Annotated in this window: 10 protein-coding genes; 5 read left to right on the plus strand and 5 right to left on the minus strand. The window is 60.7% G+C overall.

The features are described 5' to 3' along the window. Nucleotides 1-17: 17 nt before the first annotated feature. The 5 genes from M0746_RS08745 to M0746_RS08765 all read left to right on the plus strand — a co-directional run bounded on the left by M0746_RS08745 (nucleotide 18) and on the right by M0746_RS08765 (nucleotide 5831). A complete protein-coding gene (locus M0746_RS08745) occupies nucleotides 18-473 on the plus strand; it encodes a (2Fe-2S)-binding protein (RefSeq protein WP_208940774.1) in 456 nt (151 codons plus the stop codon). A gap of 18 nt (nucleotides 474-491) precedes the next feature. After that, nucleotides 492-2654, plus strand: coding sequence for a xanthine dehydrogenase family protein molybdopterin-binding subunit (locus M0746_RS08750; RefSeq protein ID WP_258448836.1), 2163 nt, complete (start codon nucleotides 492-494; stop codon nucleotides 2652-2654). A gap of 1 nt (nucleotide 2655) precedes the next feature. Next, nucleotides 2656-3234 (plus strand): hypothetical protein, encoded by a 579-nt coding sequence (locus M0746_RS08755; RefSeq protein ID WP_208940776.1) that lies wholly within the window; start codon nucleotides 2656-2658, stop codon nucleotides 3232-3234. Between the two features lie 59 nt (nucleotides 3235-3293). Beyond that, on the plus strand, nucleotides 3294-4259 hold the full coding sequence (locus M0746_RS08760) for a sensor domain-containing diguanylate cyclase (RefSeq protein ID WP_258448837.1): 966 nt from the start codon (nucleotides 3294-3296) through the stop codon (nucleotides 4257-4259). 288 nt (nucleotides 4260-4547) lie between these two features. After that, nucleotides 4548-5831, plus strand: a complete 1284-nt coding sequence (locus M0746_RS08765; protein WP_258448838.1) for a hypothetical protein — start codon at nucleotides 4548-4550, stop codon at nucleotides 5829-5831. 113 nt (nucleotides 5832-5944) lie between these two features. Here M0746_RS08765 and M0746_RS08770 read toward each other — a convergent pair whose 3' ends face one another. The 5 genes from M0746_RS08770 to M0746_RS08790 all read right to left on the minus strand — a co-directional run bounded on the left by M0746_RS08770 (nucleotide 5945) and on the right by M0746_RS08790 (nucleotide 13735). Further along, a complete protein-coding gene (locus M0746_RS08770; RefSeq protein ID WP_258448839.1) occupies nucleotides 5945-9067 on the minus strand; it encodes a hypothetical protein in 3123 nt (1040 codons plus the stop codon). 147 nt (nucleotides 9068-9214) lie between these two features. Next, nucleotides 9215-10009: an enoyl-ACP reductase FabI gene (gene fabI / locus M0746_RS08775; protein WP_014339032.1), complete on the minus strand. Its 795-nt coding sequence runs from the start codon at nucleotides 10007-10009 to the stop codon at nucleotides 9215-9217. A 19-nt stretch (nucleotides 10010-10028) separates the two neighbouring features. After that, the gene (locus M0746_RS08780; RefSeq protein WP_208940780.1) at nucleotides 10029-11639 is read right to left on the minus strand and encodes an ABC transporter ATP-binding protein; all 1611 of its coding nucleotides are present in this window, start codon (nucleotides 11637-11639) and stop codon (nucleotides 10029-10031) included. A 1-nt stretch (nucleotide 11640) separates the two neighbouring features. Beyond that, entirely contained in the window at nucleotides 11641-12660 is a 1020-nt protein-coding gene (locus M0746_RS08785; RefSeq protein ID WP_258448840.1) for an ABC transporter permease, read from the minus strand. 1 nt (nucleotide 12661) lies between these two features. Next, the gene (locus M0746_RS08790; protein ID WP_208940781.1) at nucleotides 12662-13735 is read right to left on the minus strand and encodes a microcin C ABC transporter permease YejB; all 1074 of its coding nucleotides are present in this window, start codon (nucleotides 13733-13735) and stop codon (nucleotides 12662-12664) included.

Here is a 13735-nt window from a genome sequence, read left to right on the forward strand (position 1 = left end):
CCTGAGGAATTTCTTCGATGCTGACCTTGAATATCAATGGCAAGGACCAGGAGCTCGATGTCCCTGCGGACATGCCGCTGCTCTGGGTTCTGCGCGATGTTGCGCACTTGACCGGTACCAAATTCGGCTGCGGCATGGCCCAGTGCGGGGCCTGCACCGTGCACGTCGACGGCGCGCCGTTACGTGCCTGCATCACACCTGCCACTGCGGTGGCCCACGGGCAGAAAATCCTCACTATCGAAGGCCTCTCGGCGGACGGTTCGCACCCCGTGCAACAAGCCTGGGCCGAGCTCGACGTGGTGCAGTGTGGCTACTGTCAGTCCGGGCAGATCATGTCGGCGGCGGCGCTGCTGGCAAAAATTCCCCAACCCACCGACAGCGATATCGATCAGGCCCTCTCCGGCAATATCTGCCGCTGCGGCACCTATCCACGCATCCGGGCAGCGGTAAAGCGCGCATCGCAAATCGGCTGATTGCCTGGGAGTTGACGGATGAACAGTCCTGTTTCGCGTCGCGGTTTTCTCAAGGGCAGCGCCATCGTGGCTGGCGGTCTGGTGGTGGCGTTCGTCGTGCCCGGTGGGCATCGGTTCGCGCGGGCGGCGGAGAACGAAGGCAAGGTCTTCGCGCCCAATGCGTTCTTGCGCATCGCTGCGGACAACAGCGTCACCGTGCTGCTCGGCCATTCGGAAATGGGCCAGGGCATCTGGACGGGCCTGACCATGTTGATTGCCGAAGAGCTGGACGCCGACTGGTCGAAGATCCGCGTCGAGCATTCACCGGCATCGGCGGCCGATTACGGCATGCCGGCGTTTGGCGGCATGCAGATTACCGGTGGCTCGACCACGACGTGGATGGAGTTCGACCGTTATCGACTGGCCGGCGCGACGGCGCGGCAGATGTTGGTGCAAGCGGCGGCAAAACGCTTCGATGTGGCGCCTTCAGCCATCCGCACCGAATCGGGCGTGGTGATCGCTGGCGATCAACGCGCGACCTATGGCGAGCTGGCCGATGCTGCCGGGCAACTGCCGGTGCCGGACCCGCAGACGATCACGCTCAAGCAGGCCAGGGACTGGAAGATCATCGGCAAACCGACGAGGCGTCTCGACACCCCCGAAAAAATCACCGGCCGCGCCAAATTCGGCATGGATGTGCAGTTCGAAGGCCTGATGACCGCAATGGTTGCCCGCGCGCCGGCATTCGGCGCCACGGTCAAGTCCTTTGAGGGCGCCGCAGCGCTGGCCATCCCCGGCGTGCACAAAGTGCTGCAGGTGCCCAGCGGCGTCGCGGTGATCGCTGATCATTACTGGGCGGCAAAGCTCGGCCGCGATGCGCTGAAGGTCAATTGGGACCTGGGGCCGCACGCCGACATGAGCAGTGAATCGCTGCTCGACAGCTTCCGCAAACTGGCGGCGACGCCGGGCACTTCGGCCGGCAAAGCGGGCGATGCACAAGGCAGCTTCGGCAAAGCGGCGAAGAAAATCGAGGTTGAGTACAGCGTGCCGTACCTCGCTCATGCGCCGATGGAACCGCTCAATTGCACGGTGAAGATCAGCACCGGCAAATGCGAAATCTGGACCGGCACGCAGTTTCAGACCCTCGACCAGATGGTCGCTGGCAAGATCACCGGGCTGAAACCGGAGCAGGTCGAGATTCACACCGAGTTTCTGGGTGGCGGTTTCGGGCGCCGGGCCAACCCGACCTCGGACTTCGTCGCCGAAGCGGTGCAGGTGGCGAAGGCGGCGGGGATGCCGGTAAAAACCGTGTGGGCCCGTGAGGATGACATTCGCGGCGGCTACTATCGATCGATGTTCCTGCATCAGGCGCGGGTCGGTCTGGGCGCGGATGGCCTGCCGTCAAGCTGGGAGCATGTGCTGGTGGGGCAGTCGATCATGGCCGGTACGCTGCTGGAAAAAACCATGGTCAAGGACGGCATCGATGCGACTTCGGTCGAGGGCGTCGCCGACAGCCCCTACATCAAGGATCTGGCCCATCATCAAGTCGATCTGCATTCGCCGCAGACCGGCATCAACGTGTTGTGGCTGCGCTCGGTGGGGCACACTCACAGTGGTTTTGTCATGGAGTCGCTGGTTGATGAACTCGCCACGGCGGCTGGCCAGGACCCGGTGGAATACCGGCGTACCCTGCTGAAAAATCACCCGCGCCACCTCGGTGTGTTGAATCTGGCGGTGGAAAAGGCCAACTGGAAAGCGCCGTTGCCCGAGGGGCACGCCCTCGGCGTGGCGGTGCACGAATCATTCGGCAGTTACGTGGCGCAAGTCGCTGAGGTGTCCCAGGACAATCTGGCGATTCGCGTACATCGCGTAGTCTGCGCGGTGGATTGCGGCATTGCGGTGAACCCGCAGAGCATCGCCGCGCAGATGGAGTCGTGCATCACCTTCGGCCTGGGCATGGCGCTGCATAGCAAGCTGACGCTCAGGAATGGTGGGGTGGTGCAGTCCAACTATCACGATTATCAGGTCCTGCGGCTCAACGAAATGCCGGTCGTGGAGGTGCATATCGTGCCCAGCAGCGAAAAACCCGGTGGCATCGGCGAGCCCGGGGTGCCGCCGACCGCGCCGGCGGTGGCCAACGCGGTGTTCGCTTTGACCGGGCAACGACTGCGTGAATTGCCGCTGCAACTGTCGGGAGTGTGAAATGAAACGACATCTGCTGTTGGGCACCGTGGTGCTGTTGGGGTTGGGCGGTTACGCCTCGGATCTGTTCGCTGATGATCAGCCAGCGCTGCAGGCTTTCGGCACGGTGCAAAAGGTCTTTCAGAGCCCGCGTTGCCAGAATTGCCACATCCCCGGTGATGCGCCCTTGCAGTTCGACGCCGGCATTCCCCACGCGATGAACGTGGTGCGCGGCATGGACGGCAAGGGCGCTGCCGGTTTGCCCTGCGCCACCTGCCACGCCGAAAACAACCCGCCGGCCAGTTATGGCCCGCATGCGCCACCCGGTGCACCGCACTGGAGCCTGCCACCGGCGGCGCACAAGATGGCCTGGATCGGCCTGCCTGCGGACAAGCTGTGCGCCATGATCAAGGACCGTGCGAGCAACGGCGATCGCGATTTTGCCGCGCTGATCAAGCACGTCAGCGAAGACAAACTGGTGCTCTGGGGCTGGAACCCGGGAGCAGGGCGCGCGCCGGTGCCGGTGCCCCACGATATTTTTGTCGAGCAGTTCAAACTGTGGGCCGATGCGGGTGGGCCTTGCCCGGTGGCGGAATTATGATGTGAGCTCTTCTCAATTCAGGGCTAAGCTCAAGAGCATTACAGCCTGTGGAGTGTGTGATGCTGGTGCCCGGAAAACCCGAGAATGAAGCGGCGCGAATGCAAGCGCTGCAAAATCTCAATCTACTCGATTCGGCCCCCGAAGAACGCTTCGATCGCCTGACGCGTCTGGCCAAGCGTTTGTTCAACGTGCCGATTGCGTTGGTCACGCTGGTGGACAAGGACCGCCAGTGGTTCAAATCCTGCGTCGGCCTCGACGCCACCGAAACGCCGCGAGACGTCTCGTTCTGTGGGCACGCGATCTTGCAGAACGAGTTGCTGCTGGTGCCGGACGCCCGTGAAGACGTGCGCTTTCATGACAACCCGCTGGTGAGCGGCGCGCCGAACATTCGCTTCTATGCCGGATACCCGCTGACCGTTCCCCACGGCAACAAAATGGGCACGCTGTGCCTGATCGACACCAAGCCCCGTGAACTCGACGATGAAGAGCGCGCACTGCTGCGCGATCTGGCGGAAATGGCCGAGCAGGAACTCACCGCGGTACAGATGGCGAGCATGGACGAGCTGACGTTGCTGTCCAACCGGCGCGGCTTCAAGCAGTTGGCCCAGCATGCACTCGATGCCTGTTCGCGGCTGAACCGGCCGGCGACCTTGCTGTTTTTCGACCTCAACGACTTCAAGCAGATCAACGACCTCTACGGACATGCCGAGGGCGACGGTGCGCTGAAAACCTTTGCCGATGTGCTGCGTATCGCCTTTCGCGAAAGCGACGTGGTCGGGCGCCTGGGCGGCGATGAATTCGTCGCGCTGCTGACCGGCTCCAGCCACGTCGAAACCACGGCGATCATGGCGCGCATGAAAGAAATCCTCGAAGAACGCAACGCCACGCTGCACCGCGGTTATGCCATCCGGTTCAGCGTCGGCCAGATCGAATACGACCCCAAGCGCCACGACAGCGTCGACCGCCTGCTGGCCGACGCGGACGGCGCGATGTACGCACACAAGCAAGCCTTGAAGCGCTGCTGAGCCAACCATCGCCAGCAAGCTTGCACCGCAAAACCCTGTGGGAGCGAGCTTGCTCGCGAAAGCATCCGCCTCATTCACCACAGTCATCGACTGACCCACCACCATCGTTGGCAGGCTGGCTCGCGCATGGGTGCTTTGTGGTCCATAACTTGCGCGCAAAGCCGCCCACTCAATCTCGCAGAAAAGTCAACTGTCACTCTTGACAGTTGTGCCCAGCCGGCATCGCGCTGAATATCGGCGAGCGAGCCCCATTCCGTGTAGTCAGATTGCTGTCGCTCGACGGCCTGAATGGAAATCCAGAATCTTTCTGAGGGTGTTTTCATGAATCAATCGACTCAACGCAACGCTCCACATGCTGCCGGAAATATTGACCCGTCGTTTGGTGAAGGAGGTTTTGTCGACGGCACATCAGGCTATTCGGTCCGAGCGATCACCGAGCATCGTGGCGCCATCGTTTACGCTGAGTGGGGCGGCGACGACATACGAGTGTGCCGCTTGCATGCCGATGGCTCGGTTGATACCGATTTTGGCCAGGAGGGCGCCTTCCAGTGGACTTTCGAACCAGAGCGTCGAGCGGCTCCGGAGCAGTTGATCAGTCAACCCGATGGCAAGATCCTGTTGCTCGGACGGACTATCGATAAAGTCGACGAGTTCATCTGGCGTACGGCGGTGTCCAGGTTCCATCCCGATGGCAGTCTGGACGAGGACTTTGGTACCCGAATTTTTCCTTACCCGTACGAGCCGGGCAGCGTCTCGATAACGACGCACTTGCCCTTTGTTGCGCTGCAGGCTGACGGGAAGTTATTGATAACCACCGGCTACTCGGTCGACGCACAAGGCTCACGCATTTTTGAAGCGGGAAGAATATTCCGCCTGCAATCAACGGGAGTTAGCGATCCGAGCTTTGGCATACAAGGCCAAATCGAGGTGCGCATCAATGGGCAGAACACCAGGATTGAAAGCATCGGTTTGTTGAGTGGCGAATCCGGCGAATCCATTGCTGTCAGCGCTCAGGTCGATCGGCCTCAAGGTAACTATGTGACTAAGACAATAGGCGTGGCCTGTTTCAAATCGACAGGCCAGTTGGATCAAGGTTTTGCTGTGCGCGGGTATTGGGAAGCGCCGCCCGGTACCACGTTGGCAAAAATGCTGATCGATAATGACAGGGTTGTGTGTTTGGGTACTGCTCAAGTACCGGACTTTGGCCGGGCCCTGTGGCTGACCCGATTAACGGCGCGAGGTGAGGTCGATCCCGAATTCAATAACGCCGTCCCTCTCACTATTCGCCTACCGCACGCGCCCTCTTTTCCAACCGGTTTATTGCAGGCCGGGGCGAGACTCAACGTGCTGATGACAGGTAATGATGTACGTGGACAACTCTATCTGCTGGGCATTCGCGAGGACGGCTCGCTTGATCTGGATTTTGGTGAAGCAGGCGTTGCGCATATTGGCAGCGGAAGTGTTTGGGCGGGCGCCATTCAATCTGATAATGAGCGGCTTGTCATAGCCGCGGATCTGGCGCAGTTCGACGGAATCAACAAGCCCACCTTGATCGGACTGTTGAACGCCTGACGCGTCGAGCCGTTGCCATAGGAGAACCCGCCGCAATCGACGGGTTTTTTGATGGCGGATCACTTCGCTTGGGCCAGGAGCTCGCGATCAGTAGGTAGATAATGCACGGCTCGTCACGATTTCGGCGGGCTCAACGTCGCGTAAAACTTCAGCCATTTCTCCTGATTGGCTTGTATTTCCTCGAGCGCAGGGGCGGTCAGCGCTGCTTGCAGCGCTTTGCTTTCATATGCCTCAAACAGGTGCCGCACAGCCGTACGGGCGATGGCGTTGACCTTGTTGGAAGAAAACGTATCGGGAACGTCGCTGTACGCTTGTGCCGCCAGCGGCGCGCCTTCGATGTCGAGGCTGGTGATCAGCGCATCGCATGTGGCGTTGGCGATGGGCAGAGTCCCGTGGCGATACGCCTCGGCGTCGAAGGGCAGCGATTTGGCCTTGTTGTTCGCCACAGAGGGCTTGAGCAGCGCGACATCAATATCGCGACGCAATACAACCGCCGACCGGCGGGTAAAAATCTCGTACACCCTCGGCGTCGAACCGCGCAGCAGCGCGATGATGGCAAACGGCGCCGCCTCGGCGTTGGTGTTTGCAGCCTCGGCGGGACCTGTCGGGGTGGGCAACTGCAAGGCAAACAATTGCAGCGTGTTGTCTTCGATGTCCTGTCGTTGCGCCAGCGGTAGTCGGCAAAATGCATCTTTGATGAAGGCGATATGGGCTTCCTTCATCTGCTGCAGGCGTGCGCTCAGTGCGGAGCGGAACGAGCGCGATACCGTGTTGAGCCGGGCAAACGAGGCTTTCAATGTGCTCAACTGAAGCTGCTCGGTGTTCGATTTCCAGCCCTGCAGATCGCCGGACAACTTGCCCGCCACATGCAGTTCGCTCAGCGAATAATGGTTCGCCGCGGATGCCGGGCTGGACAGCGCTGGTTCTGCCAGATGCGGGTTATCGCTGAAGACCTTGCGCAGGTCGTTCAGCGCCACCGTTATTGGTACAGGACATTTTGCCAGGAACGCCCGGTGGTAGAACGCACGCATCCTGCGCTGATGGTCGCGAAAAAGGCGCCCGGCACGTTTGAGCGTGGCGGGTTGATTGAGCGGATTTTCCTGATCACGCTGAACCACACCCCGAGCGACGGCCCAGTCCAGAACGACAGAAGCGCAGGTATCACTGCGCAGGAATTGGTAGTAATCCGCCGGGACGGGTCCATGGGTCAGATTCGTCAATTGCGCGTAGGTCATCAGGCGCGTCACACCCGGCCTGCGGTCTTCGATGTACAGCACGATCTGCTTGAGCCGGACCCAGCGCAAATCACTCATGTAATGCAGTGAGACCGGGATATCACGGATCAAAAACTCCGGAGCGTTGCCGGACAGGAGCAGATGCGTCGCCAGGGATTTGTTCTTCACCTGCGCCAGATCGAACTGTTGATCGATGAAACGCCGGACCTCAGTGTACGGTTCGCCCCAGTAGAAGCCGTCATTGAGTGCCTGCCCGATGATCCGGTCCGATTGCTCGCCCGCCGTCGGGTCGAGACTGAGGATCAGCGCAGCAAGCAACAAACGGTCGCGATTGGTGGCCAGCAGATCCTTGGGTTGAGCCGCGGGGGCGAGCTTTTTCAGTAATTGATTGCCCAGCAAGCGCGCCCGTTCGCTGATCAGGATGCGGCTGATCAGGTAATCGGCGTTGGTGTTCAGGCTCGTTGCAGGCAGATCGGTATCGACGCCTTCGCTGAGGTAATCAATCAGTGGCGCTGCGTCCTTTGGCAGGAACGCCTGAGTCGTGTCGATGATCTGCTGGCGCTGCTCAGTGGTGAAGCGCTCGGTCTGTGTGCCGGGGCGACCGAGCAGATACCAGTGATTCATGTGGCCGGGACGCATGTGCAGGTTGATCTTGTCCCATTTGACAAACGTGAGGGCTTGCTCGACGGTTTTCGGCAAAGGCAGTTCATAAAAGCGCAGCATTTGCCCCAGCGTCACCTTGCCGCTGGTGCGAAAGGCACCGCCGGCCTTGCGTGCCTTGGCCTTGAGGCGATCGCGATAGACTTTCAGGTCGGCGTGTTTTTCCACCTCTGCAGTCAGGGTGATCCAGCCCTGTTCGCTGGCCGTGCCGACATGACCGGACTCAGTTACCAGCAGTGCGCTATCGGCAGGTAGCTTGTGCTTCGACAAAATGGCCTGAAAAGCCGGATGCGAACCCAATATCTTCAGACCACTTTGGCCCAACTCCATCCATCCCGTCAGCGCTGAGTCGGGATCGGGCACGCTGAACTCTTCCAGGTCGATTTTCGCCGCAGGCGACTTGTTCCAGCTCAGCGCTTGCAGTCGGCGCAGGATATAACGCCCGTCTTCGATATCGGCAAAGCCATGCCGGTAGCTAATGATCGAGTTGCCGGTCTGCACGTAATCGCTGACATACGGCAACGCCGGCCAGCGATGGTCGCGCAGGCGTTGCGCCAGCGCTTTGGCTTGTTCGGCATCCTCCGGGATGGGCAAGGCGTAGCGTTCCAGCAGCGGGCCAAGCTTGAAACGCGGACCGCCACGACTGGCTGAAACCGACGAGGAAGTCAGTGACACGGGTGTGTCCTCGAGGCCGCGTTGTTCAAACGGCTCGAGGGTCTGCAAAACTGTTTCGAGGGTGCAGGCAATGGCCTGGAAATCCTCCAGTTGCGCAGCGCGCTCTTTGACCACGGCCGACGTGGTGTGGCCATTTTCGTCAATCGCCGCGAAGCCGCCTGCTTTCAGTTCAGCGACCATCACTTTCGCCTGGGCGAGGTTTTGCGGCTCGGGATAACCGTAAAACGCCAGCACGACCTGGCGTGGAAAGCGATACAGCGGATTGGCCGATTTGCCGCCGATATACGGTAAGCCCCATTCGCCCGGATCGATGCGCTGGGCGATCCACACCAACAGCGGTGCGATCTGCCACCAGCCCGAATCATCGTCCAGCGTGAACGTGCGCAGTTTAACGGCGCCGTTCGCCTGGGTTTGCGCCTCCAGCGTCGCGCCTTTGATCCGCAGCGTATCCAGATCAATATGGAAGCGACTGGCCCAGTCAAGAAATTCGGGCTGCTCCAGGGCGGCCCAGTACAGCTCCATCCATTCGCGCAGCAGGCAAGCGCGAGGGATTTCCAGTGTGCGTTGCGGTTCCCCGGGATTGACGACAGGGACGGCCGTCAACTCATCGATCAGATTTTGAAGAAAGGTCTTTTGCGGTGACGCGGCTTGCACGGTGTCGTTCATTTGCGCTCTCCATGGCGGCTGACAGGCATCAAGCGCCGATTGTCGAGCGATGGCGGGCGGGGCAGGTGGTACATGTGTATGGGCGGGGACTTTCGCCAAGGCATAAAAAAACCCGTCATTCGACGGGTTTTTTTATGCCAGCGAAGATTACTCTTCGATGTTGCCCATGGCGGTGGTGTTGAAGCCGCCGTCCACGTACATGATTTCACCGCTGATGCCCGACGCCAGGTCGGAGCACAGGAAGGCGCCGGCGTTGCCGACTTCTTCGATGGTGACGTTGCGGCGCAGTGGGGTTTGCGCTTCGTTGGCGGCGAGCATCTTGCGGAAGTTCTTGATGCCCGAGGCTGCCAGGGTGCGGATCGGGCCGGCCGATACGCAGTTGACGCGGGTGCCGTCCGGGCCCAGGGAACCGGCCAGGTAACGCACGCCAGCTTCCAGCGAAGCCTTGGCCATGCCCATGACGTTGTAGTTCGGCATGGTGCGCTCGGCGCCCAGGTACGACAGGGTCAGCAGGCTGCCATTGCGGCCTTTCATCATTTCGCGGCCGGCTTTGGCCAGGGCCACGAAGCTGTAGGCGCTGATGTCGTGAGCAATGCGGAAACCTTCACGGGTGGTGGCTTCGGTGAAGTCGCCGTCCAGTTGGTCGCCCGGGGCGAAGCCGACGGAGTGAACGATGCAGTCCAGGCCGTCCCACTTCTTGCTCAGTTGTTCGAAGACCTTGGCGATTTCTTCATCGCTGGCCACGTCGCACGGGAAGCACAGCTCAGGGCTCGAGCCCCAGCCTTGTGCGAATTCTTCGACGCGACCCTTGAGTTTGTCGTTCTGATAAGTGAAGGCAAGCTCAGCGCCCTCGCGATGCATGGCGGCAGCGATGCCGGATGCGATGGACAGCTTGCTGGCGACACCGACGATCAGTACGCGCTTACCGGCGAGAAAACCCATGTGTTGCTCCTCTTTCAGGTTATTGCGCAGTGGCTGGTGCCAGAAAAGCGGCTTCCAGCAACTGCTGTGTATACGGATGTTGGGGGGCGGCAAAGATACTTTGCGCGTCTCCCTGTTCGACCACTTGGCCATGCTTGACCACCATCAGCTGGTGGCTCAGCGCTTTGACGACAGCCAGGTCATGGCTGATGAACAAATACGTCAGGTTGTACTTGGCTTGCAGTGAACGCAACAGCTCCACCACTTGCCGCTGCACCGTCCGGTCGAGCGCCGACGTCGGCTCGTCCAGCAGGATCAGCGCCGGTTTCAGCACCAAAGCCCGGGCAATGGCGATTCGCTGCCGTTGCCCACCGGAAAATTCGTGGGGGTAGCGGTGCCGGGTTTCCGGATCCAGACCTACCTCCTTCAATGCCGCAATGATTGCCGCTTCCTGTTCGGCCGCGGTGCCCATCTTGTGTATCCGCAGGCCTTCGCCGACGATGTCATTGACGCACATGCGCGGGCTCAGGCTGCCGAACGGGTCCTGAAACACCACCTGCATCTCGCGCCGCAACGGGCGAACCTCGTTCTGCGTCAGGCAGTCTAGCTGCTTGCCTTCAAAACGGATGCCGCCCTGGCTGCCGATCAGGCGCAAAATCGCCAGACCGAGCGTCGATTTGCCGGAACCGCTTTCCCCCACGATCCCCAGCGTCTGACCCTGAGGCAGGCTGAAATTGATGCCGTCCACTGCCTTGACGTGATCCACCGTGCGCTTGAGCAGGCCTTTCTTGATCGGGAACCAGACTTTCAGGTCCGCGACTTCGAGCAGCGGCGCGCCGACTTTATTGCTCGCCGGGCCGCCGCTGGGCTCCGCGCCGAGCAATTCCCGAGTGTACGGATGCTGCGGCGAACGGAACAGCTCTGCGCACGATGCCTGTTCGACGATGCAACCGCGCTGCATGACACATACGCGATGCGCAATTCTTCGCACCAGGTTCAAATCGTGACTGATCAGTAACAGCGACATGCCCAATCGCGCCTGAAGTTCCTTGAGCAAATCGAGGATTTTCAGCTGAACGGTCACGTCCAGTGCGGTGGTCGGCTCGTCGGCGATCAGCAGTTCCGGTTCGTTGGCCAGGGCCATGGCGATCATCACGCGCTGGCGCTGGCCGCCGGAGAGTTCGTGGGGCAGGGCCTTGAGGCGTTTGTGCGGCTCGGGAATGCCGACCATCTCCAGCAGCTCCAGGGTGCGCTTGGTCGCGACCTTACCGGACAGGCCCTTGTGGATGCCGAGCACTTCGTTGATCTGCTTCTCGATCGAGTGCAGCGGATTGAGCGACGTCATCGGCTCTTGAAAGATCATCGCGATGCGATTGCCGCGAATGTGGCGGATGGTCTTTTCACTCAGGCCCAGCAGGTTTTGCCCGGCGTAATTGATGCTGCCGGCCGGATGGCGCGCCATGGGGTAGGGCAGCAAGCGCAGGATCGAATGCGCGGTCACCGATTTGCCCGAGCCCGATTCACCGACCAGCGCCAGGGTTTCGCCGCGCTTGATGTCGAAACTCACGCCCTCGACCACGCGATGGATGCGCTCGCCGAAACCGAACTCGACGGCGAGGTCGCGCACTTCGATCAGATTGTCCTGATTCATTTCACTTCCTCGGGTCGAAGGCATCGCGAGCGGACTCGCCGATAAACACCAGCAGGCTCAACATCAGCGCCAGCACGGCAAACGCGCTCATGCCCAGCCACGGTGCCTGCAGGTTGGATTTGCCCTGCGCGACCAGTTCACCCAGCGACGGGCTGCCGGCCGGCAAGCCGAAGCCGAGAAAGTCCAGCGCGGTCAGGGTGCCGATGGCGCCGGTGAGGATGAACGGCATGAAGGTCATGGTCGAAACCATGGCGTTGGGCAGAATGTGACGGAACATGATTGCGCCGTTCTGCATGCCCAGCGCTCTGGCGGCACGCACGTATTCAAGGTTGCGTCCACGCAGAAACTCCGCGCGCACCACGTCGACCAGGCTCATCCACGAGAACAGCAGCATGATCCCCAGCAGCCACCAGAAATTCGGCTGGACGAAACTGGCGAGGATGATCAGCAGATACAGCACTGGCAACCCCGACCAGATCTCCAGAAAGCGCTGCCCGGCCAGATCGACCCAGCCGCCATAAAACCCCTGAAGGGCACCGGCAATCACGCCGATGATCGAACTCAGCACGGTCAAGGTCAGCGCAAACAACACGGAAATGCGGAAGCCGTAGATCACCCGCGCCAGCACATCGCGACCCTGGTCGTCGGTGCCCAGCAGGTTGTCCACCGAGGGCGGCGCCGGGGCCGGGACTTTCAGGTCGTAATTGATGCTCTGGTAGCTGTAGGGGATCGGCGCCCACAACACCCAGGCGTCCTTGGCCTTGAGCAGTTCGCGGATGTACGGGCTCTTGTAGTTGGCTTCCAGCGGGAATTCGCCGCCGAAGGTGGTCTCCGGGTAGCGCTTGATTGCCGGGAAATACCAGTGGTTGTCGTAATGCACCACCAGCGGCTTGTCATTGGCGATCAGCTCGGCACCGAGGCTTAGCCCGAACAGGATCAGAAACAGCCACAGCGACCACCAGCCACGCTTGTTGGCCTTGAACAGTTCGAAGCGGCGGCGGTTGAGAGGGGACAGGTTCATCTCAATGCTCCCGGCTTTCGAAGTCGATGCGCGGATCGACGAAGGTGTAAGTGAGGTCGCCGATCAGTTTCACTACCAGCCCGAGCAGGGTGAAGATGAACAGCGTGCCGAACACCACCGGATAATCGCGGTTGATCGCCGCTTCGAAACTCATCAGGCCGAGGCCGTCGAGGGAGAAGATCACTTCCACCAGCAACGAGCCGGTGAAGAAAATCCCGATGAACGCCGACGGGAATCCGGCAATCACCAGCAGCATCGCGTTGCGGAACACGTGCCCGTACAACACACGATTGCGCGTCAGGCCTTTGGCCTTGGCGGTGACCACGTACTGTTTGTTGATCTCGTCGAGGAAGCTGTTTTTGGTCAGCAGGGTCATGGTCGCGAAGTTGCCGATCACCAGCGCCGTGACCGGTAGTGCCAGGTGCCAGAAGTAATCAAGGATCTTGCCGCCCAGGCTCAATTCATCGAAGTTGTTCGAGGTCAGCCCGCGCAACGGGAACCAGTCCAGATAACTGCCGCCGGCGAACACCACGATCAGCAGGATCGCAAACAGAAACGCCGGGATCGCATAACCGACGATGATTGCCGAACTGGTCCAGACGTCGAAATGGCTGCCATGCCGCGTGGCCTTGGCGATCCCCAGCGGGATCGACACCAGGTACATGATCAGCGTGCTCCATAGCCCCAGCGAAATCGACACCGGCATCTTTTCCTTGATCAGGTCGATGACCTTGGCGTCGCGGAAGAAGCTGTCGCCGAAATCCAGCCGGGCGTAGTTCTTGACCATGATCCACAGGCGTTCCGGGGCCGATTTGTCGAACCCGTACATGTGCTCGATTTCCTTGATCAGCGCCGGATCGAGGCCCTGCGCGCCGCGATACGACGAGCCGGCCACTGCCACCTCGGCACCGCCGCCGGCAATCCGGCTGGTGGCGCCTTCAAAGCCTTCGAGCTTGGCGATCATCTGTTCCACCGGCCCGCCGGGCGCGGCCTGAATGATCACGAAGTTGATCAGCAGAATGCCGAACAGGGTCGGGATGATCAGCAACAGTCGCCGAAAGATATACGCCAGCAT

It is taken from the genome of Pseudomonas sp. S11P7 (genome assembly GCF_023195435.1).
In the GTDB taxonomy this organism is placed as follows: domain Bacteria; phylum Pseudomonadota; class Gammaproteobacteria; order Pseudomonadales; family Pseudomonadaceae; genus Aquipseudomonas; species Aquipseudomonas fluorescens_G.